This is a genomic window from Zoogloea sp. LCSB751, assembly GCF_002028455.1.
GTDB lineage: Bacteria > Pseudomonadota > Gammaproteobacteria > Burkholderiales > Rhodocyclaceae > Zoogloea.
The window spans coordinates 1-19,862 of record NZ_MWUM01000043.1; the positions used below are offsets into that span (position 1 = coordinate 1).

Annotated in this window: 15 protein-coding genes and 1 tRNA gene; 15 read left to right on the forward strand and 1 reads right to left on the reverse strand. The window is 65.9% G+C overall.

Annotated elements, in window-relative coordinates; all coding sequences use genetic code 11:
• Nucleotides 1-254 precede the first annotated feature (254 nt).
• The 9 genes from B4920_RS24940 (at nt 255) to fliL (ending at nt 10,400) form a co-directional block, all read left to right on the forward strand.
• Nucleotides 255-446 (forward strand): hypothetical protein, encoded by a 192-nt coding sequence (locus B4920_RS24940; protein ID WP_079437460.1) that lies wholly within the window; start codon nt 255-257, stop codon nt 444-446.
• 52 nt (nt 447-498) lie between these two features.
• Nucleotides 499-3,252 carry a sensor histidine kinase gene (locus B4920_RS24945; RefSeq protein ID WP_079437461.1) on the forward strand — a complete coding sequence of 918 codons (2,754 nt, stop codon included), beginning with the start codon at nt 499-501 and terminating at the stop codon, nt 3,250-3,252.
• Between the two features lie 75 nt (nt 3,253-3,327).
• Nucleotides 3,328-3,702: a response regulator transcription factor gene (locus B4920_RS24950; protein WP_079437462.1), complete on the forward strand. Its 375-nt coding sequence runs from the start codon at nt 3,328-3,330 to the stop codon at nt 3,700-3,702.
• A gap of 203 nt (nt 3,703-3,905) precedes the next feature.
• Entirely contained in the window at nt 3,906-5,912 is a 2,007-nt protein-coding gene (locus B4920_RS24955) for an exonuclease domain-containing protein (RefSeq protein WP_088179542.1), read from the forward strand.
• An 11-nt stretch (nt 5,913-5,923) separates the two neighbouring features.
• Entirely contained in the window at nt 5,924-7,345 is a 1,422-nt protein-coding gene (locus B4920_RS24960) for a DUF294 nucleotidyltransferase-like domain-containing protein (RefSeq protein ID WP_079437463.1), read from the forward strand.
• 77 nt (nt 7,346-7,422) lie between these two features.
• The gene (locus tag B4920_RS24965; RefSeq protein ID WP_079437464.1) at nt 7,423-7,686 is read left to right on the forward strand and encodes a DUF4212 domain-containing protein; all 264 of its coding nucleotides are present in this window, start codon (nt 7,423-7,425) and stop codon (nt 7,684-7,686) included.
• Between the two features lie 12 nt (nt 7,687-7,698).
• Nucleotides 7,699-9,726, forward strand: coding sequence for a sodium:solute symporter family protein (locus tag B4920_RS24970; protein WP_079437465.1), 2,028 nt, complete (start codon nt 7,699-7,701; stop codon nt 9,724-9,726).
• 65 nt (nt 9,727-9,791) lie between these two features.
• A tRNA-Ser gene (locus B4920_RS24975) sits at nt 9,792-9,882 on the forward strand.
• A gap of 110 nt (nt 9,883-9,992) precedes the next feature.
• Nucleotides 9,993-10,400 carry a flagellar basal body-associated protein FliL gene (gene fliL, locus B4920_RS24980; RefSeq protein ID WP_161493385.1) on the forward strand — a complete coding sequence of 136 codons (408 nt, stop codon included), beginning with the start codon at nt 9,993-9,995 and terminating at the stop codon, nt 10,398-10,400.
• A gap of 6 nt (nt 10,401-10,406) precedes the next feature.
• Here fliL and B4920_RS24985 read toward each other — a convergent pair whose 3' ends face one another.
• A complete protein-coding gene (locus tag B4920_RS24985) occupies nt 10,407-11,303 on the reverse strand; it encodes a LysR substrate-binding domain-containing protein (protein WP_079437467.1) in 897 nt (298 codons plus the stop codon).
• A 202-nt stretch (nt 11,304-11,505) separates the two neighbouring features.
• Between B4920_RS24985 and B4920_RS24990 the strand changes: the two genes are divergently transcribed.
• The 6 genes from B4920_RS24990 to B4920_RS25015 form a co-directional block, all read left to right on the forward strand.
• A complete protein-coding gene (locus B4920_RS24990) occupies nt 11,506-13,194 on the forward strand; it encodes a DUF1302 domain-containing protein (protein WP_079437468.1) in 1,689 nt (562 codons plus the stop codon).
• Nucleotides 13,195-13,221: 27 nt separating this feature from the next.
• The gene (locus B4920_RS24995; RefSeq protein ID WP_079437469.1) at nt 13,222-14,574 is read left to right on the forward strand and encodes a DUF1329 domain-containing protein; all 1,353 of its coding nucleotides are present in this window, start codon (nt 13,222-13,224) and stop codon (nt 14,572-14,574) included.
• Nucleotides 14,575-14,723: 149 nt separating this feature from the next.
• Nucleotides 14,724-15,836 (forward strand): YCF48-related protein, encoded by a 1,113-nt coding sequence (locus tag B4920_RS25000; RefSeq protein ID WP_079437473.1) that lies wholly within the window; start codon nt 14,724-14,726, stop codon nt 15,834-15,836.
• Complete coding sequence (locus B4920_RS25005; protein ID WP_079437470.1) at nt 15,833-18,232, forward strand: RND family transporter; 2,400 nt, start codon at nt 15,833-15,835, stop codon at nt 18,230-18,232. Before B4920_RS25000 ends, B4920_RS25005 begins: the two co-directional genes overlap by 4 nt.
• Before the next feature lie 10 nt (nt 18,233-18,242).
• Nucleotides 18,243-19,274: a universal stress protein gene (locus B4920_RS25010; protein ID WP_079437471.1), complete on the forward strand. Its 1,032-nt coding sequence runs from the start codon at nt 18,243-18,245 to the stop codon at nt 19,272-19,274.
• A 211-nt stretch (nt 19,275-19,485) separates the two neighbouring features.
• On the forward strand, nt 19,486-19,862 hold a 377-nt coding region (locus B4920_RS25015), incomplete at its 3' end, for a hypothetical protein (RefSeq protein ID WP_216820020.1).

Below are 19,862 nucleotides of genomic sequence, written 5' to 3' on the forward strand. Positions count from 1 at the left end.
GGAGTGCCGAGGCTGTCCTGACCTCAAGCTCTCGAACCGCCCGGTGCGGACCCGCATGCCGGGTGGTGTGGCAGGGGTGCAGCCAATGATGGCTGCCCCCTGTGCCGATCCATCGCTTTTGCCGGCACCGGCGGGTGACGCGGCTTGACGAAGGGCCCGGCGGGCTCGGCGAAAGCCCCGGAAAGGCTCGCCAAGCCTGCCTTTTCGGTTTATAAAACGAGCACAACCAAAACAGTGGCATCGGGGGAGGGGAGATGATCAAGGCGACGTTGACCGGGCAGCGCCTGGTGGCCCTGTTCCTGTTCGGCTGGGTGATCGTGAATTACCCGGTGCTGGCCATTTTCGATGTGCAGGCCAGTCTGGCGGGCATTCCCATCCTCTATCTTTATGTGTTCGGGGTCTGGGCCGCGCTTATCGCGCTGATGGCCTGGGTCATCGAGCGCTAGCCGGCCGTGCTTCGATGAGCACGCCAAGCTCGTTTTCCGCGGGGCGCGCGACATGACCGGCACCACGATCGTCGTCGTGTCCTTCCTGTATCTGCTGCTGTTGTTCGCCGTGGCCTATGTGGGCGACAAGCGGGCGGATGCCGGGCGTTCGATCATCGCCAAGCCCTCCATCTACGCCCTGTCCCTGGCGGTGTATTGCACGACCTGGACCTACTATGGGAGCGTCGGGCGGGCGGCATCGTCGGGGCTCGGGTTCGTGCCGATCTTTCTCGGGCCGACACTGGTCGTCGGCCTGTGGTGGTTTGCGATGTTGAAGATGGTGCGGATCGGCAAGACCCTGCGGATCACATCCATCGCGGACTTCATTGCTTCCCGCTACGGCAAGAGCCATCTGCTCGGCGGCCTGGTGACGATCATTGCGGTGCTGGGCGTGATTCCCTACATCGCGCTGCAGCTGAAGGCGGTCTCCACCAGTTTCGCGATCCTCATCCAGTACCCGGCGATCGTGATGCCGGCGAAAGCGGCCACGCAGTCCTGGCTGACGGATACGACGCTGTACATCGCGCTGATCATGGCCGCGTTCACGATCCTCTTCGGCACCCGTCATCTGGATGCCACCGAGCGTCACGAGGGCATGGTCGCCGCGGTGGCCTTCGAGTCCCTCGTCAAGCTGTTGATCTTCCTTGCCGTCGGCGCCTACGTCACCTTCGGAGTCTTCGATGGCTTCGGGGATTTGTTCTCCCGCGCGGCCGAACGTCCCGAACTGCAACGCCTGATGACCATGGGGGCTGGCGGCAACAGCTATGGCAGCTGGTTCGCCATGACCCTGTTGTCCATGCTGGCGCTGATGTTCCTGCCGCGGCAGTTCCAGGTCGGCGTGGTGGAGAACGTCAACGAGAACCACCTGCGCCGGGCGATCTGGCAGTTTCCGTTGTACCTGCTGCTGATCAATCTCTTCGTGCTGCCGATTGCACTGGGCGGGTTGATGCATTTCGCGGGACAGGATGTGGATGCCGACACCTTCGTGTTGACGTTGCCGATGGCCTTCGGCCACGGCTGGCTGGCCCTGTTGGTGTTCATCGGTGGCCTGTCGGCAGCGACCGGCATGGTGATCGTGGAGACCATCGCCCTGTCGACGATGGTCTGCAACGACCTGGTGATGCCTTTCCTGCTGCGCTACCGCTGGCTGCCCATGCAGGGGGATGCGGATCTGTCCGGCGTCCTGCTGGGGATCCGGCGCTGGGCGATCGTGTTGATCCTGCTGCTCGGCTACTTGTATTTCCGCTTTGCAGGGGAGGCGCATGCGCTGGTCAGCATCGGGTTGATCAGCTTTGCTGCGGTAGCGCAGTTCGCGCCGGCCATGCTCGGCGGCATGTACTGGCGGGGGGCAACCGGTGGGGGCGCGTTGGCGGGGCTCTTTGGCGGTTTCGCGGTATGGCTGTATACGCTGCTGCTGCCCTCCTTTGCCAAGTCGGGCTGGTTGCCGGCCGATTTCCTGCGTGGCGGGCTGTTTGGCCTCGAAGCCCTGCGGCCGCAGGAACTGTTCGGCTTGCAGGGAATCGATCCGATTGCCCACAGCTTGTTCTGGAGCCTCTTCGTCAACATGGGTGCCTACGTCGGGGTTTCCTTGTTACGGCGTCCGAATGCGGTGGAGGCGGGACAGGCCATGTTGTTCGTCGATATCTTCAAGCAGTCCAGACCCGATGGCGATGCTTTTTGGCGCGGCAGCGCACGGGTAGGAGACCTGTTGCCGCTGATCGGGCGTTTCATTGGGCGGGAGCGTGCGTACAAGGTTTTTGCAGACTACGCGGAGAGCCGTGGCGTGGCGGGCGTGGACGCGCTGCCGGCGGACGCCGGTCTGGTGCATTTCGCTGAGACCACGCTGGCGGGGGCCATCGGCAGTGCTTCGGCACGGGTCATGGTGGCATCGGTGGTGCAGGAAGAGCCCCTTGGGCTCGACGAGGTGATGAACATTCTCGACGAAGCCTCCCAGGTACTGGCCTACTCCCGTCGCCTGGAGCAGAAGTCGCAAGAGCTCGAAGCCGCCACTCGCGAACTGCGTGCCGCCAATGAGCGTCTCAAGGAAGTGGATCGTCTGAAGGATGATTTCATGTCGTCGGTGACCCATGAGCTGCGTACGCCATTGACCTCGATCCGCGCCTTTTCCGAGATGCTGCTGGAGGATCCGGCCATCGACGTGGCCGACCGGACCCGTTTTCTGGGCATCATCGTCAGCGAGACGGAACGCCTGACCCGCCTGGTGAACCAGGTCCTCGATATGGCCAAGCTGGAGTCCGGTCATGCCGAATGGCAGAACGGCGAGGTCAATCTCATCGACGTGGTCGAGCAGGCGGTGGCGGCTACCAGCCAGCTGTTCAAGGATAAGAAGGTCGAGCTCGACGTGCAGCTACCTGCCCAGGTGCCGCTCCTGCTGGCAGACCGGGACCGCCTGGTGCAGGTCGTGCTCAATCTGCTCTCCAACGCGGTCAAGTTTGTGGTGAGGGGCAAGGGGCAGGTGGCGGTCGCCCTGTTCGAAACCGATGAGGGCTTGCGTGTCGATGTGCGCGACAATGGGCCTGGGCTGAACGTCTACGAGCAAGCCATCGTCTTCGAGAAATTCCGGCAGGGTGGGGACGCGATGACCGACAAACCCCAGGGCACCGGCCTCGGCCTGCCGATCAGCCGGCAGATCGTCGAGCACTACGGTGGTCGTCTGTGGGTGGAGAGTGCGGTCGGAGAAGGCGCATGTTTCTCGTTTCTGTTGCCTTGCGGCAAATCAACAGAAACGAAAGATGAGGCAAGATAAACTATAAATTCTCGCGCCCGGCGGAGGCTGCGTCTTTGCGCTTCCATCCGGGATGACGAAGAGGGAGGGGGATAGATGACCAAAAAAATACTGATTGCCGATGACGAGCAGAATATCGTCATTTCCTTGGAGTTCCTGATGAAACGCGAGGGTTTCGCGGTCTGCATCGCCAGCGACGGGCAGGAGGCCCTCGACATGGCGCGCCGGGAGGCGCCCGATCTGGTGTTGCTCGACGTGATGATGCCGCGCAAGAACGGTTACGAGGTGTGCCAGGAGATTCGTGCCGAACCGGCGCTGCAGGGCACGCGCATCCTGATGCTCACCGCCAAGGGACGTGAGACCGAGGTGACCAAGGGGCTGGCGATGGGTGCCGACGCCTACATGACCAAGCCCTTCTCCACGCGGGAGCTGGTGGCCAAGGTCAAGGCCCTGCTGGAGATCCCTGCGTGAGCCCCGTCGATGGGGATAAAGCGCAGCGTGGGGGCGGTTTCCTGGTGAGTGTCAAAGCCAGGCAGGGGTTGGCGATCCTGGTCGCCTGCGCGTTGGTCGTCGGCGTTCTCGCCCTGGCCGGCATTGCCCTGTGGCGCGATCTTGCCCCCGGTGAACGTGAGGTACTGGAGCCCGTCCTCAATCCCCGCATCGGTCTGTTGATCATGATCGGCCTGGTCGGCGCGGGGGCTGCCGCGGTGCTGATGAGGTCTTTTGCGGAGGAGGCTTTCGCTGCACCGGCCCAGCTTGCCGATGAAGTCGGGCTGATCGTCGGTACCGATCCGGCCCGTCGTATCAAGCCGGCGGGGTCGCCGGAACTGCAGCGCATCGCCGAATCGGTCAACCAACTGGCGGACCAGCGGCGCAGCCTGCAGGAGGACGTGGAGGTGCGCATCGGCGAGGCGCGCCGCTCGGTGGAGGAGGAGCGCAACCGGCTGGCGGCGCTGATGTCCGAGCTCAACCAGAGCGTGGTCGTCTGCAATCTGGATGGCCGTATCCTGCTCTACAACAACCGCGCGCGCCTGCAATTCAAGGCCATGTCGGATACGCCGACGGCGGCGGGGGGCGGAGAGATCATCGGGCTGGGTCGTTCGATCTACATGGTCTTCGAGCGCAGCCTCATCGCCCATGCGCTGGAGAGCATCCAGGAGCGCATCCGCCGGCGCAGCGCGCAGCCGGTGGCCAATTTCGTCACCACCACCCGCGCCGGCCAGCTGCTGCGCGTGCAGATGGCGCCGGTGCTGGGCAGCGGAGAAGCGGAGGGGGAGCCGGCCGTGTCCGGTTTCGTGCTGATGCTCGACAACATCACGCGCAACTTCGAAGTGGAAACCCGCCGCGACCAGATGCTCCACACCCTCACCGAGGGCAGCCGCTCGTCCCTGGCCAATCTGCGGGCCGCAGCGGAGATGCTGGAGTACCCGGATCTCGACGCCGAACTGAAGGACCGTTTCCTGAAGGTGATCCGTGACGAGGTGCAGGGCATGAGCGCGCGCCTTGACGACACGGCCAATGCTTTCGCCGACGCCCTCAAGACCCGCTGGCCCCTCGACGAGATGCTCGGGGCAGACCTGGTGGCGGCCGCCCAGCGGCGCATCGAGAAGAAGCTCGGCCTGCCCACCAAGCTGGAGGACGTGGACCCGCAGGTGTGGGTGAAGGTGGACAGCTTCTCGCTGCTGCAGGCCATCGGCTACCTGGCCAGCCGCCTGTCCGAGGAGTTCGAGGTGCGCGAGGTGCGTTTCCGCCTCAGCGCCGCGGGGCGCCTGGTCCACCTGGACCTGATCTGGTCCGGCCAGGCGATGAGTACCGAGACGGTAATGGCCTGGGAGCTGGAGCCGATGACTTTTGCTGGCGAGAGTTCGCCGCTGACGGTGCGCGACGTCATCGAGCGCCACGACGGCGAGATCTGGCTGCAGCGGGAAAAGGTCCAGCACCGCGCCTTCTTCCGCCTGCTGCTGCCGTCGGCGGTACCGCAGGAGCAGATCGAGGCGGCGGCCTACCTGAAGGGCGACAGCCGGCCGGAGTACTACGACTTCGACCTGTTCAAGCAGACTCCGGCGAGCCATGAGCTGGACGACTGCCTGCTGTCGGAGCTGACCTTCACGGTCTTCGATACGGAGACCACCGGGCTCAATCCGTCGGAAGGGGACGAGATCATCCAGATCGGTGCGACCCGCATCGTCAATGGCAAGCTGCGCAAGTCGGAGTCCTTCGATCAACTGGTAGACCCGCAACGTGAGCTGCCAGAGGAGTCGACCAAGATTCACGGCATCACGCCGGACATGCTCGTCGGCCAGCCGGCGATGGGCAAGGTACTGCCGGCCTTTCATGCGTTTGCCGAGGACACCGTGCTGGTGGCGCACAACGCGGCCTTCGACATGCGGTTCCTGCAGCTGAAAGAGGCCAGTACCGGGGTCCGCTTCACGCAACCGGTGCTCGATACGCTGCTGCTTTCGGCTGTGCTCCATCCGTCCCAGGAATCCCACCGCCTGGAGGCGATCAGTGAGCGCATGGGGGTCAGCGTGATGGGGCGGCACACTGCGTTGGGTGACGCGATCGTCACCGGTGAGGTTTTCCTGCGCATGATTCCGCTGCTGGCGGACATGGGGGTCCGGACGCTGGGCGATGCCCGCCGCGCATCCGAGAAGACCTATTACGCGCGGGTCAAATACTGAGGCCGGCGCATATGCCTGGGGCTGCTGCGGGAGGTGGTGCCGCCGGTCTGGCCACCTTGTTGCGCCGGGGGCCGGTGGCCGTTTCGCCTGATACCAGCGTCCGCGAGGCACTCGGCCGCATGTGCGCAGAGCGGGTCGGCACCGTGGTGGTGATCGATCCTGTCGGGCGTCTGCCGCTGGGCATCCTCACCCAGCGCGATGCCCTCCGGCGCGTCGCCCTGTTGGCGGGCAACCTGGACGAGGCGGTGGCTGGTGTCATGACGGGCGGTGTGGTGGCGCTACCGGTGGACGCCAGCGTGCATCAGGCGCGTCTGACCCTGGCCCGCCACGGCCTGCGGCATCTGGTGGTGGTGGATGAGCGGGGGCGCTTCGCCGGCGTGCTGTGCCGCGGCGATCTGTATGCGCGCGGGCGCCTGGCCACCGAGGACCTGATCGAGACGATCCAGGCCGTGGATGGTCCCGAGGCGCTCGCTGACGCCGCACACGGCCTGCGTGCAGAGGCTGCGGAGCGCGTCGATGCGGGGGAGGGCGCCCAGCAACTCGGGGAGTGGATCTCCCTCCTCAATGATCTGATCGTGCAGAAGGCCATCGAACTGGCCGAGGCGGAGTTTGAGTTGCCGCTGGTGAGCTGGTGTTGGCTGGGTTTCGGCTCGGAGGGGCGACTCGAGCAAACCCTGTCCACCGATCAGGACAATGGCCTGGTTTTCATGCCGGAACGGGGTGAGGATACCGATGGACTGCGCGCCCGTTTCCTGCCCTTCGCGCAGCGGGTCAATGCGCTCCTTGATGCCTGTGGCTACCCCTTGTGCCGGGGCGGTGTCATGGCCGGCAACCCTCGATGGTGCCTGTCCGTGGATGAATGGCGCGGGTGTTTCGCCGAGTGGATGTGCGCGGCCGGCCCGGAGAGCCTGCTCAACGGGACGATTTTCTTCGACCTGCGGGCGCTGGCCGGCGACGCCGCACTGGCGTCCGGCCTGATGCGCTGGCTGCTGGAGAGCGCCGCCGATAACGGGCTGTTCCTACGCTTCATGGCTGCCAACGCGTTAAGCGGTGGATTGCCCCTCGGCCGGATCCGCGATTTCGTGGTCGATCGCCGCAGCGGGCTGCTCGACCTGAAGCGGGACGGCAGCCGGCCCTTCGTCGATGCGGCACGTATCTTCGCGCTGGCCCTCGGGATTGCCGACACCTCCACCGTCGGGCGCCTGCGGACGACCGGTGCGACCCTCGGCTGGGCGCCCCGGGATGTCGGGGCGCTGGTGGAGGCCTTCGATTTCATCCAGTTGTTGCGCCTGCGCAGGCAGCGGGCGGCGACCCGTCCGCCCAACCAGGTGGCGCCTGCCGAACTCAACGAGATGGAACGCGCCCGCCTGAAGGAGGCCTTCCGTCAGGGGCGCCGGCTGCAGCACCTGCTCGCGCTGCGCTACCAGCTTTAGGGCGTGCCGCCGGGCGCTATACTCGGGCCTTCACAAGGCGTGCTGGCCAGACGCCGCGGCAGGACAGGGAGTAATCCATGAGCAATACCGACACGAGAGAACGGGCCTACTGGCGGGCCACGCTGCGCCTCACCTTCGTCCTGCTGGTGCTGTGGGCTGCGGTGAGCTTCCTGCCCGGTTGGTTTGCCGCCGAATTGAATAGCGTCGACTTCCTGGGCTGGCCACTCGGTTTCTACATGGCGGCCCAGGGCGCCTTGCTGGTGTTTCTGGCGATTGTCTGGGTCTATGCGAACCGGATGGATCGGCTCGATCGCCGCTTTGGCGTACGCGAAGATAACTGAGACCCCCGCCGGATGAGTTCCCTTGCTGCCTTCTCCTGCCGTCTTCGACGCTATTACCTGCTTTATTCCCTTGGTTTCATAGTCTTTGTCTGCCTGCTGGCGGTGGCCGAGCGCTTCGGACTGACTCCTCACTGGATCGGGCAGATCTTCCTGTTCGCGACGATCGCCATCTATGCGTCGATCGGCGTGATGAGCCGGACCTCCGACGTGTCCGAGTACTACGTGGCGGGCCGGCGCGTGCCGGCGATGTTCAACGGCATGGCCACCGCCGCGGACTGGATGAGTGCGGCCTCGTTCATCGGCCTGGCGGGCACGCTGTATTACGCCGGTTTCGAAGGCCTGGCCTTCGTGATCGGGTGGACCGGTGGCTATGTGCTGGTGGCCATCCTGCTGGCGCCCTACCTGCGCAAGTTTGGTCAGTTCACCATTCCGGATTTTCTCGGCGCCCGCTACGAAGGGCATTTCGCGCGGGTCGTCGGGGTGTTTGCCGGCGTGCTGGCCAGCTTCGTCTACGTGGTGGCCCAGATCTACGGCGTCGGCCTGATCACCAGCCGCTTCATTGGCATCGAGTTCGAGATCGGTGTGTTCGTCGGCCTGGCTGGTGTGCTGGTGTGTTCTTTCCTCGGTGGCATGCGGGCGGTGACATGGACTCAGGTCGCCCAGTACGTGATCCTGATCGTCGCCTATCTGGTGCCGGTGACTATCCTGTCCTACAAGATCACCGGGATTCCGGTGCCCCAGGCCGTGTATGGCCGGGTGCTGCAGGAATTGGGCGTCAAGGAACTCGAACTGTTCTCCGAGCCGCGAGAAAATGCCGTGCATGCCCAGTTTCGGGCACGGGCAGACGAATACGCACGCAAGATCGTTGACCTGCCGGAGTCGCTGGCGGCGGAGCGCATTGCCCAGGTCCAGCGCGTCAATGAGCTGCGCACCACGGGGGCTTCGGCACGGGAGATCTCCGGCGCTGAGCGGGCCCTGCGCGACCTGCCACGCTCGCCCGAAGAGGCGCGCCTGAAGTGGGAGAAGGTCCGCCAGGACAGTCTGGCGCGGTCGGTCAATCCGGCCGCCCATGCGGAGGCTTTCCCCGGTGCCGACGCGCAAAGCAAGACCAGCGCGCGCAACAATTTCCTCGCGCTGACCTTCGTGCTGATGGTCGGCACGGCGGCGCTGCCGCACATTCTGACCCGTTACTACACCACGCCAACGGTGCGCGAAGCGCGTCGCTCGGTGTTCTGGTCGCTGTTCTTCATCTCCTTGCTGTACCTCACGGCGCCGGCCTACGCGGTTCTTGCGAAGTGGGAGGTCTACAGCAATCTGGTCGGCTCCAGTATCGCGACGCTGCCCCATTGGGTGGCATCGTGGGCGCGTACCGGCCTGGTGCGGGTGGAGGACATCAACGGCGACGGCATCCTCCAGCTGGCCGAGCTTTCCATCAACAGCGACGCGATCCTGCTGCTGGTACCCGAGATCGCCGGCCTGCCCTATGTGGTGTCCGGCCTGGTGGCCGCCGGCGGGCTCGCCGCGGCGTTGTCCACGGCGGATGGCCTGCTGCTGACGATCTCCCACGCCCTGTCCCACGACCTGTATTACCAGATGGTCAATCCCCATGCGTCCACCCAGCGTCGGCTGGTGATCACCAAGTCCCAGCTCCTGGTGGTGGCGGTGGTGGCCGCTTGGGTTGCCTCGATGCGGCCCGACAGCATCCTGTTCATGGTCGGCCTGGCTTTCTCGATTGCCGCGTCGGCGTTCTTTCCGGCGCTGGTGCTCGGCATCTTCTGGAAGCGTGCCAACAAGTGGGGGGCGGTGGCCGGCATGGTGGCCGGCCTGGGCGTGACGCTGTTCTACATCGCGCGCACCCACACCTTCTTCGGTGGCAGCATGGAGGCAGCCTGGTTCGATATCAATCCGATCTCCTGCGGCGTCTTCGGTGTGCCGGTCGGCTTCATCGTTACAGCCGTCGTCAGCCTGCTCACGCCGCCGCCGTCGGCCGAGGTGCAGGCCCTCGTGGACTACGTGCGGCTGCCCGATGGTGAGGGCTGACGAATCAAAATTCAAAATAGGCTTTGACTTTTCGGATTTTTAATATATAGTGCCGCCTCCACTCAGGAGAGGTGGATGAGCGGTTTAAGTCGCACGCCTGGAAAGCGTGTTCAGGGTAATACCCTGACGCGGGTTCGAATCCCGCCCTCTCCGCCAAATTCAGAAAACGCCCCGCAAGGGGCGTTTTTGCTATGTATCCTCCGATGAGGCTTCCGCCCATGCTTAGCGCCCGTGCAATCCTCCGAGCCGTCCTTTTCTGTGCGTGCATGCTGGGCGCGGTTGTTCCGGTCTTCGCCAATGAGCACGGCGGCGGGGGCGGCGGAGCAAGCGAGTTCGTTGCGCTGGAAGTGATCACTACCAATCTGGCACCGGAGCCCGGTGGGGAAAGCCGTTTCATCCAGCTCGCGATCACCTTTCGTCTGAGCGATCCGGCGGCGGCTTCGGTCATCACCGCCTACATGCCGATCATCCGGCACCAGATCCTGATGGTGCTGTGCTCCCACTCGGGCTCGTCGCTGCAATCGACCGAGGCCCGCGAAGCACTGGTCGAGGAGATCAAGGACGCTGCCAACGCCACCGTCGGCACGCCGGCCAGGACCGACAAGCAGGGGCGCCGCAAACCGGCGGAAGGCCCGGTCAAGCACGCGCTGTTCACGTCCTTCATCATTCAGTAAGCCGTTTCAGGCCGTGTCTTCCCGGTAGCCGTCTACGGTATTGAGGAAGGCCGCGAGGATCGGCGATTGGTCGTCCTTGCGGTAGATGCAGCTGAGGTCCACGCAGAAGTTCGGCGGCGTGTCGGCCAGCTGACGGTAGATCACGCCAGGAAACTGCAGCGTGGTCGCCGAGTCGGGCACCAGACACACGCCGAAGCCGCCGGCCACCAGCGCGACGCCGGTGACCGCGTCCCCTACCTCCTGCGAGATCTGTGGCTGGAAGCCGCTGTCGGCGCACAGGCCGATCACCTTGTCGATGAAGCTCGGCCGCGCGCCGGTCGGGAACAGCACCATCGGATGGTCCTGCAACTCGGCGAAGCGGATCACCGGCTGGGCCGCCAGCGGATGCCTGGCCGGTACGGCCAGCAGCAGGGTTTCGGTGGTGACCTGCCTGATCTCCAGGTCGGCCAGCGGGGCCAGCATGCGGTTGAAGCCCACCGAGATGCGACGCTGGCGCAGGGCCTCGATCTGCTCGGCCTTGGTCATCGTGTGCAGCACCACCTTCACGTCCGGATAGCGGTTGCGGAAGGCCAGCAGCAGCTTCGGAATCGCGTCCAGGATCGCCGATCCGAAAATCCCCACATCCAGCCGCCCGAGCTTGCCCTGGCCGGCCCGCTGCGCACGCTCGGTGGCTTGCTCCACCAGCGCGCGGATGTTGCGCGCCTCTTCCAGGAACAGTTCCCCGGCCTGGGTCAGCTCCATGCCGCGCGGCGTGCGGGTGAACAGCGTGACGCCCAGTTCCTCCTCCAGCTGCTGGATCTGACGCGTCAGTGGCGGTTGCGAGATGTGCAGCCGCGCCGCGGCGCGCCCGATGTTCTCCTCCTCGGCGACGGCGACGAAGTAGCGCAGGTGACGTAGATCCACGTTTCGATTCTCCTTTGTCATGTGCCGGCCGGCATGCCCTGCCGATGATACCTGCAGGGTATTGAGAAGGGGAAATAATGGTATTGGACGGTAATCCTCCCGCTCGATAACTTGCGCACCAACCCGCTGCGATTCAGGCCCGCGCCCTTCGCCACCAGACGGGCAATCAGACGCAAGACACATCACGCATGAGGAGGAAGACATGAACAAGCGTCCTTTCCGGACCGCCGACACGGCCCCGTTTCGCCTGCGCCAAGCCAGGCTGCATCTCGCCACGGCGCTGGCGCTTACCTTGCTGGGCAGCGGTGGGGCAGGTGCAGTGGCCTTCGACACCGGCAACCCGGATGTGGCCCTGAGCTGGGACAACACCGTCAAGTACAGCGCCGCCTTCCGCGTGCGCGGTGCCAACGGCTCGGTAGCCGACAATTCCATCGGTCCGCAGGCCAACACCAACGACGGCGACCTCAATTTCGGCAAGGGGCTGATTTCCAACCGCCTCGACCTGCTGTCCGAGCTGGAGCTGCGTTACAAGAAAGACTTCGGCTTCCGCCTCAGCGGCGCCGCCTGGTACGACGACGTCTACAACCGCGGCAACGACAACCCCGGTGCGCTCGGTGGCGCGCTGGTCAACTCCCGCTCCGTCCGCTACGACGAATTCACTCGCGGTACCGAGCAACTGCACGGCCGCAAGGCCGAGCTGATGGACGCCTTCGGCTACATCAACTTCGCTCCCGGCGACATGAACGTCAATGTGAAGGGCGGACGCTTCACGCAGCTCTACGGCGAGAGCCTGTTCTTCGGCAACAACGGCATCGCCGGCGCGCAGACGCCTCTCGACCTGATCAAGGCCTTGTCGGTCCCCAACTCCCAGTTCAAGGAAATCGCCCGTCCGGTCGGCCAGCTGTCCACCCAGGTCCAGCTCAGCCCCACCGTCTCGATCGGTGCCTACTACCAGCTCGAATGGCGCAAGACGCGCCTGCCGGCGGCGGGCAGCTACTTCAGCTTCGCAGACTTTGTGGACGTCGGCGGCGAATCCCTGATCCTCGGTCCTGGCGCGGTGGTCTACCGCAGCCAGGACATCGAGCCGCGCAACTCCGGGCAGGGCGGCTTCCAGATCAAGTTCAAGTCGGGTGACGCCGAATACGGTTTCTACGCCGCCCAGTTCCACGACAAGATGCCCCAGTTCTACGCACGCCCCGGTGTCAATGTGCGGCCCGGCAGTGTCGGCGACTATGTGATGGTCTTCGGCGAGAACATCCGCACCGTCGGCGCCAGCGTCAGCACGCTGGTCGGCGAGACCAACGTGGCCGCCGAGCTGTCCTTCCGCGACAACATGCCGCTGGTGGCCTCCGGCAACGCCGTGATCACCAATGCGGACGCCAACGGCAAGAGCCGCGCGGCCTATCCGGTTGGCAAGACGATGCACCTCAACGTCTCGGCGATCAGCGTGTTCGGCGCCAGCGCCCTGTGGGAAGGCGCGTCCTTCATCGGCGAGCTGGCCTACAACCGCCGCCTGTCGATCAGCGACAACGCGGGCCAGCTCGACCCGCTGGCCACCAAGGATGCCAGCGCGCTGCAGTTCATCTTCCAGCCCGAGTACTTCCAGGTCGTGCCCGGCGTCGACCTGCAGGTGCCGATCGGCATGAGCTACGGCATCAGCGGCCGCTCGTCGGTGAATGGCGCGCTGTTCCCGTCCGAGCACGGCGGCAACGTCAGCATCGGCGTGAAGGCCGACTACCAGAAGACCTGGCAGGGCAGCCTCAACTACACCCACTACATCGGATCGGCCGGCTCGGTGGTGCGCTACGGCACCGCGGTGCCCGAGCTGTCCTACCAGAACTTCCATGGCGACCGCGACTTCGTGTCCCTGTCGATCCAGCGCAGCTTCTGATCCGCATCAAGCAACGAGGAGACAACCATGAACCAGACCCAGATTCTCGCCACCGCGCTGGTGGCCCTGCTGGCCGGCGGCCAGGCCGTCCACGCCGCGGTGACGGCTGAAGAAGCCGCCAAGCTGAAGAGCACGCTGACGCCCCTGGGCGGCGAGAAGGCCGCCAACAAGGACGGCAGCATCCCGGCGTGGAACGGCGGCATCACCAAGCCGCTGCCGGGCAAGAAGGTGGGCGTGATCCCGACCCAGATCTTCACCGACGAAAAGCCGGTCTTCCAGGTCACCGCCAAGAACGCCGCCCAGTACGCCGACCTGCTGTCCGACGGCACCAAGGCGCTGCTCGCCAAGTACCCGGACAGTTTCCGCGTCGACGTCTATCCGTCCCACCGGACCGCCGCGGCGCCGCAGGAGGTGTACGACAACGTCTTCAAGAACGCCACCCGCTGCAAGACCAAGGACGGTGGCTACTCCCTCGAAGGCTGCATTGGCGGCACGCCCTTCCCGATTCCGAAGGAAGGCGTCGAGGTGATGTGGAACTACCTGATGCGCCTCGAAGCCGAGTCCATCGAGTACCGCTTCAAGAACATCGTCGGCAACGCGGACGGCAGCAAGACTCTGGCGACCCGCAACGAGATCGCCTTCCAGTACCCGCAGTACTACAAGGACGCCACGCCCGAGAGCTGGTCCGGCGAGTACGCGATGTTCCGCTTCAACACCCTGGAGCCGCCGTTCAAGGCCGGTGAGTCGCTGGTCATCCGCGACAGCATCGACATGAAACAGTCCCGCCAGGCCTGGCAGTACCTTGTCGGCCAGCGCCGCGTGCGCCGTGCGCCGACGGTGTCCTACGACACGCCGGACTTCGTGGCCTCCGGCGCCAATTACTTCGACGAGGTGCAGGGCTTCTTCGGCGCCCTCGACCGCTTCCAGTGGAAGCTGATCGGCAAGAAGGAACTGCTGATCCCCTACAACAACAACGGCTTCATCGGCGCCAAGCTGGACGACGCGATCGGCAAGCACCACCTCAACCCGGACCACGTGCGCTGGGAAAAGCACCGCGTGTGGGTCGTCGAGGCCACCGTGGCGGCGGGCAAGCGCCATGCGGTGCCCAAGCGTCGCTACTACCTGGACGAGGACACCTGGCTGATCGCCCTGGCCGACGGCTTTGACGCCGAGGGCAAGCTGTGGCGCACCACTCAGGTCACGCCCTTCGTAGTGCCGGCGCTGCCGGGCACGATGATGAAGACCGCCACCGTCTTCAACCTGCAAGCCAACACGATGAGCGTGATCCAGGCGCTCAACGATGAAGACTTCAAGATCGTGCCGCGCAAGAAGGAAACCTACTTCACCGGCGATGCGGTAGCGGCCGAAGCGGCCCGCTGAGTTTTCCCTCCCCAGGAAGGCCGGCCCGGCGCGCAACCCGCGCCGGGTCCGGCCGACCCCGGTTCTTCCCTTGGTTTCCCGGCGGCCTGCCGTGGCCGGTGTCGCGAACACCGGTGCCGCGCGGCGGTGCTGCGGAACAGGTGTTCAAGATGCGATCCTCTCTCTCCGGTCGTCGGTCGTTGCGCCTCGCCGCGACCTTCTCCTTGCTCGCGCTGCTGACGCCGGCTGCTGATGCGGCAGACAGCCGCGCGGTGCCGGACCTGCTGGTGCAACCGGCCCAGCTCAATGCCCGCGCCGCTCATTCCTTGCAACTCTCCGTCGGCCGCGCTGGCAAGCGCCTGGTGTCGGTCGGCGAACGTGGCCTGGTGCTGCTGTCCGACGACGATGGCCGCAGCTGGCGGCAGGCCAAGGCGGTGCCGGTCAGCGTGGCGCTGACGGCGGTGCATTTCGTATCCGACAAGCTCGGCTGGGCGGTCGGCCACAGCGGCGTGGTGCTCAATAGCGCGGACGGCGGCGAGACCTGGCAACGCCAGCTCGACGGTCGCCAGGCGGCGCAGATCGTCGCCGACAATGCCCGCGCGCAGCTCGCCACCGGCGGCGACGCAGCGGCCCGTCATCTGCGTGAAGCCGAAGGCTTGCTGCAGGATGGGCCGGACAAGCCTTTCCTCGGCGTGTTCTTCGCCGATGCCCAGCACGGCTGGATCGTCGGCGCCTACGGCCTGGCGCTGGCTACCGCCGATGGCGGCAAGAGCTGGCAGTCCCTGATGACGCGCATCCCCAACCCGGGCGGCAAGCACCTCTACGCGGTCGGCCAGGACTCTGGCGGCCTGTTGATCGCCGGCGAGCAGGGCGTGCTGTTCCGCTCCACCGACGGCGGCGCCAGTTTCGTGCGCCTGCAGACGCCTTACGCCGGCACCTTCTTCGGCGCGCTGGGCCTCGGCGGCCAGGGCCTGCTGGCCTACGGCCTGCGCGGTAACGTATGGCGCGGTGACGGCGCCAGCTGGGCGCAGGTCGAACTGGCCCAGCCCGTCACGCTGACCGCCGGCCTGAAACTGGCCGACGGCACCGTGCTGCTGGCCGACGAGAGCGGCCGCCTGCTGCGTGGCGATGCGGCGGCCAGCCGCTTCACGCCGCTGGCTGCATCCCTGCCCACCGGCCTCACCGGCATGGTCCAGGCCGCCGACGGCGCCCTGGTTGTTTCCGGCACCCGCGGCCTCAACCGTGTGGAGCCCGCCACCCTCACTGCGGAAGCAAAGAAATGAGTCACGCCCACGATATTCCGGATGGCGTGGTGATCCGCGACCTCACGGCCTTCGATCCCCGCTCCGGCTCCCTGCCCGAACGCCTGCTGTTCAACAATCGGCTGGTCATCGTCGTCCTTTGCGCGCTGATCAGCGCCTTCCTCGGCTACAAGGCCCTGGGGCTGTCGCTGAACGCCGCTTTCGAGAAGATGATCCCGACGAAGCACCCTTACATCGTCAACTTCCTGGAGAACCGCAGCCAGCTGGCCGGCATGGGCAACAGCCTGCGCATTGCGGTGGAGGCGAATGACGGCACCATCTTCGACGCCGACTACCTCGACACGGTGAAGAAGATCTCCGACGAGCTCTTCCTGCTGCCTGGCGTCGATCGCCCCTACATGAAGTCCCTGTGGGCGCCGTCGGTGCGGTGGACCGGCGTCACCGAGGACGGCCTCGACGGCGGTCCGGTGGTGCCCGACGACTACGATGGCTCTGCCGAAAGCCTGGCCCAGGTGCGTCTCAACGTCGAGCGCTCCGGCGAGGTCGGCCAGCTGGTGTCGGCCAACTACAAGTCGAGCATCGTGCTGGTGCCGCTGCAGGACAAGGTCGCCGAGACCGGCGCGCGCATCGACTACCACGAGCTGTCCCAGCGCATCGAGGCGCTGCGCGCCAAGTACGAGTCGGACAAGATCGCCATCCACGTGACCGGCTTCGCCAAGGTGGTCGGCGACCTGATCGAGGGCCTGCAACAGGTGCTGCTGTTCTTCGCCGCCGCCATCGCCATCTGCACCGCCGTGCTGTACTGGTACACCCGCTGCCTGCGCAGCACGCTGCTGGTGGTGCTGTGCTCGATGATCGCGGTGGTGTGGCTGCTCGGCCTGCTGCCGACCCTCGGCTACGAGTTGGACCCGTATTCGGTGCTGGTGCCCTTCCTGGTCTTCGCCATCGGCATGAGCCATGGCGCCCAGAAGATGAACGGCATCATGCAGGACGTTGGCCGCGGCACCCACAAGCTGGTGGCCGCCCGCTATACCTTCCGCCGCCTGTTCCTGGCCGGCATGACCGCGCTGCTGGCCGATGCGGTCGGCTTCGCGGTGCTGATGGTGATCGACATCCAGGTCATCCAGGATCTGGCCATCACCGCCAGCATCGGCGTGGCGGTGCTGATCTTCACCAACCTGGTGCTGCTGCCGATCCTGCTGTCCTACACCGGGGTCAGCCCGGAGGCGGCCAAGCGCAGCCTGCAGGCCGAACTGGCCGAGGCCGCCGACGGCAGCCACAGCAAGCACCCGTTCTGGGCCTTCCTCGACCTGTTCACCCAGCGCAAGTGGGCCACCATCGCCGTGCTGGTGGGCACCGCGATGGGCCTTGCCGGCCTGGTGGTGAGCTTCCAGCTGAAGATCGGCGACACCGACCCCGGCGCGCCGGAGCTGCGTGCGGACTCCCGCTACAACCGGGACAACGCCTACATGGTCGCCAACTACGCGGCCAGCAGCGACGTGTACATCGTGATGGTGAAGACGCCCCAGTACGCCTGCGCCCACTACGACACGCTGACCGCCGTCGATGCGCTGGAGCGCGAGCTGCAGCAGTTGCCCGGTGTCGAAGCCACCAGCTCGCTGGCTGGCCTGGCCAAGGTCGCCAATGCCGGCATGAACGAAGGCAGCCTGAAGTGGTTCGAAATCCCCCGTTCCCAGGACAACCTCAACGCCATCATCACCCGCGCCCCGCGCGAGATGTTCAACCAGAACTGCGACCTGCTGACGGTGTACGCCTATCTCAAGGACCACAAGGCCGACACCCTCGCCAGCGTCGTCAAGGTGGTCGAGGACTTCGCCGGGCGGCATGCCACCAACGATCTGCGCATCCTCAACGCGGCCGGCAACGCCGGCATCGAGGCGGCCACCAACATCGTCGTCAAGAAGGCCAACGTGGAGATGCTCGGCCTGGTCTATCTGGCGGTGGTGGTGCTGGCCTTCATCACCTTCCGCTCCTGGCGGGCGGTGATCTGCGCAGTGCTGCCGCTGATGCTCACCTCGGTGCTGTGCGAGGCGTTGATGGTGGCGCTCAACATCGGCGTCAAGGTCGCCACCTTGCCGGTGATTGCCCTCGGTGTCGGCATCGGCGTGGATTACGCGCTGTACATCATGACCGTCACGCTGGCCCGCCTGAAGGGGGGCATGAGCCTGTCGGAAGCCTATTACAAGGCGCTCACCTTCACCGGCAAGGTGGTGGTGCTGACCGGCATCACGCTGGGCATCGCCGTGGCCACCTGGGCCTGGTCGCCGATCAAGTTCCAGGCCGACATGGGCATCCTGCTGGCCTTCATGTTCATCTGGAACATGCTCGGCGCGCTGATCCTGCTGCCGGCGCTGGGGCACTTCCTGCTGCGCCAGAAAAAGGCCGTGGTCGTCTAGGAGAACAGTCATGTACACGCATCTACTCGTACCCCTGGACGGTTCGGAACTGTCCATCGGCCTAGTGAGCCAGGCCGTCGAATTCGCCCGCAAGCTGGAAGCGCGGATCACTTTCTTCACCGCCCGCGAGGACGTGGGCGGCTCGGGTGACGGCGCGCTGCTGCGCACCCTGGCGCCGGAGGACTTCGCCGCGGCGGCGGCCGGCGAGGCCAACGCGATCCTGGCCAAGGCGCTGGTGGCGGCGCGGGCCGTCGGGCTGGACTGCGAGGCGCTGGCCCGTACCGGCGCGCGGCCTTACGAACTGATCCTGTCCGTCGCCGCGGAGCGCGGCTGCGATCTGATCTTCATGGCCTCCCACGGTCATCGCGGTTTGCGCGGCCTGGTGCTCGGCTCCCAGACCCAGAAGGTGCTGGCCCACAGCAGCCTGCCGGTGCTGGTGGCCAGCGTCGAGAGCAACGTCGCCAACGACGCGGCCCGCGCGGCCATCGACATCATCAAGGACGAGCACCGCGCCATCGCCGCTGTCGTCAATGGTCTGCGCCGCCAGGCCGTGCGCCTGAAAGGGGACGTCGCCGAGGCGCCGGACCTGGATTTCGTCGCAGGGCTGCTGCATTACATCCGCGCCTTTCCCGAGGTGCTGCATCACCCCAAGGAAGAGCGCCACCTGTTCCGCCGGCTGACCCGCCGTGACGGCGAGCTGGATGCGCTGATCGCGACGCTGGAGCAGGAGCACCGGGACGGCGGCGCCCAACTGGCGGCCATCGACGCACTGCTGGCGGAGGCGCGCCAGGACACCGCGCGACAGGGCGAGCTGGCCGTGGCGATCGAGCGCTTCGCCGACGCCCAGTGGCAGCACATCAGCAGCGAGGAAAAGCTGATCCTGCCGGCCGCCCGCCGTCTCCTCTGCGACGAGGACTGGCGCGCCATTGAGGGCGCCTTTCGCCAGAACGGCGACTGCCGCGTCGGCAGCGAGCAGGACCTGGCCTTCCGCCAGCTGTTCGTCCGGCTGATGAACGACGAAGCCGCGAGCCACGTGCTCTGAGCCGACAGAAGGTCGATCCCGCGGGCGGATCCTGTTGGAGAGCCCTGTGGAGGCCTTTTGGGAGGGAGGGGGCCTTGTGACCTGCTCCTGTGGTGGCTACTCCTGTGGGGGCGAATGAATTCGCCCCCACAGCCCAGGCCCGGCCGTCCCCATTGCCGCCCCCAACGGGCCGCCACGTCGGCTCCCGCCGTCGCCCCAACGAAGGTATTCCATGACCACAGAAATCCTCGCCTCCGGGATCGGCCTGATCCTGTTGCTGGCCGTCGGCGCCTTGGTGTTCGCGCTGGCGCGCCGTCCGTTGCGCCAGGTGCAGCAGCAACTGGATGCCATCCGCGGTCTGCTCGACGACGCCAGCGCGTCGGCCTCTGCCGCCGATTCGGTGCGCCGCCTCGAAGGCCTCCTGCAGCAGAAGGTTGCCGCGGCGCGTCGCATGGGCGAACTGGCCCGCGACCTGATGGTGTCCTCCGGCACGCTGGTGTCGTCCTTCACCGACGTGGTGCAGACCGCCGACCAGCAGTCGGAACTGGCGCTGGCCGCCTCGGCGGCGGTGGATGGCATGGCGGCCGGCATCGGCGCGGTGTCGACGGA

Excerpts from the sequence above, each read along its gene's own strand:
- B4920_RS24940 (WP_079437460.1), top strand. The coding sequence starts at position 255 with ATGATCAAGGCGACGTTGACCGGGCAGCGCCTGGTGGCCCTGTTCCTG.
- B4920_RS24945 (WP_079437461.1), top strand. The coding sequence starts at position 499 with ATGACCGGCACCACGATCGTCGTCGTGTCCTTCCTGTATCTGCTGCTG.
- B4920_RS24950 (WP_079437462.1), top strand. The coding sequence starts at position 3,328 with ATGACCAAAAAAATACTGATTGCCGATGACGAGCAGAATATCGTCATT.
- B4920_RS24955 (WP_088179542.1), top strand. The coding sequence starts at position 3,906 with ATGATCGGCCTGGTCGGCGCGGGGGCTGCCGCGGTGCTGATGAGGTCT.
- B4920_RS24960 (WP_079437463.1), top strand. The coding sequence starts at position 5,924 with ATGCCTGGGGCTGCTGCGGGAGGTGGTGCCGCCGGTCTGGCCACCTTG.
- B4920_RS24965 (WP_079437464.1), top strand. The coding sequence starts at position 7,423 with ATGAGCAATACCGACACGAGAGAACGGGCCTACTGGCGGGCCACGCTG.
- B4920_RS24970 (WP_079437465.1), top strand. The coding sequence starts at position 7,699 with ATGAGTTCCCTTGCTGCCTTCTCCTGCCGTCTTCGACGCTATTACCTG.
- fliL (WP_161493385.1), top strand. The coding sequence starts at position 9,993 with ATGCTGGGCGCGGTTGTTCCGGTCTTCGCCAATGAGCACGGCGGCGGG.
- B4920_RS24990 (WP_079437468.1), top strand. The coding sequence starts at position 11,506 with ATGAACAAGCGTCCTTTCCGGACCGCCGACACGGCCCCGTTTCGCCTG.
- B4920_RS24995 (WP_079437469.1), top strand. The coding sequence starts at position 13,222 with ATGAACCAGACCCAGATTCTCGCCACCGCGCTGGTGGCCCTGCTGGCC.
- B4920_RS25000 (WP_079437473.1), top strand. The coding sequence starts at position 14,724 with ATGCGATCCTCTCTCTCCGGTCGTCGGTCGTTGCGCCTCGCCGCGACC.
- B4920_RS25005 (WP_079437470.1), top strand. The coding sequence starts at position 15,833 with ATGAGTCACGCCCACGATATTCCGGATGGCGTGGTGATCCGCGACCTC.
- B4920_RS25010 (WP_079437471.1), top strand. The coding sequence starts at position 18,243 with ATGTACACGCATCTACTCGTACCCCTGGACGGTTCGGAACTGTCCATC.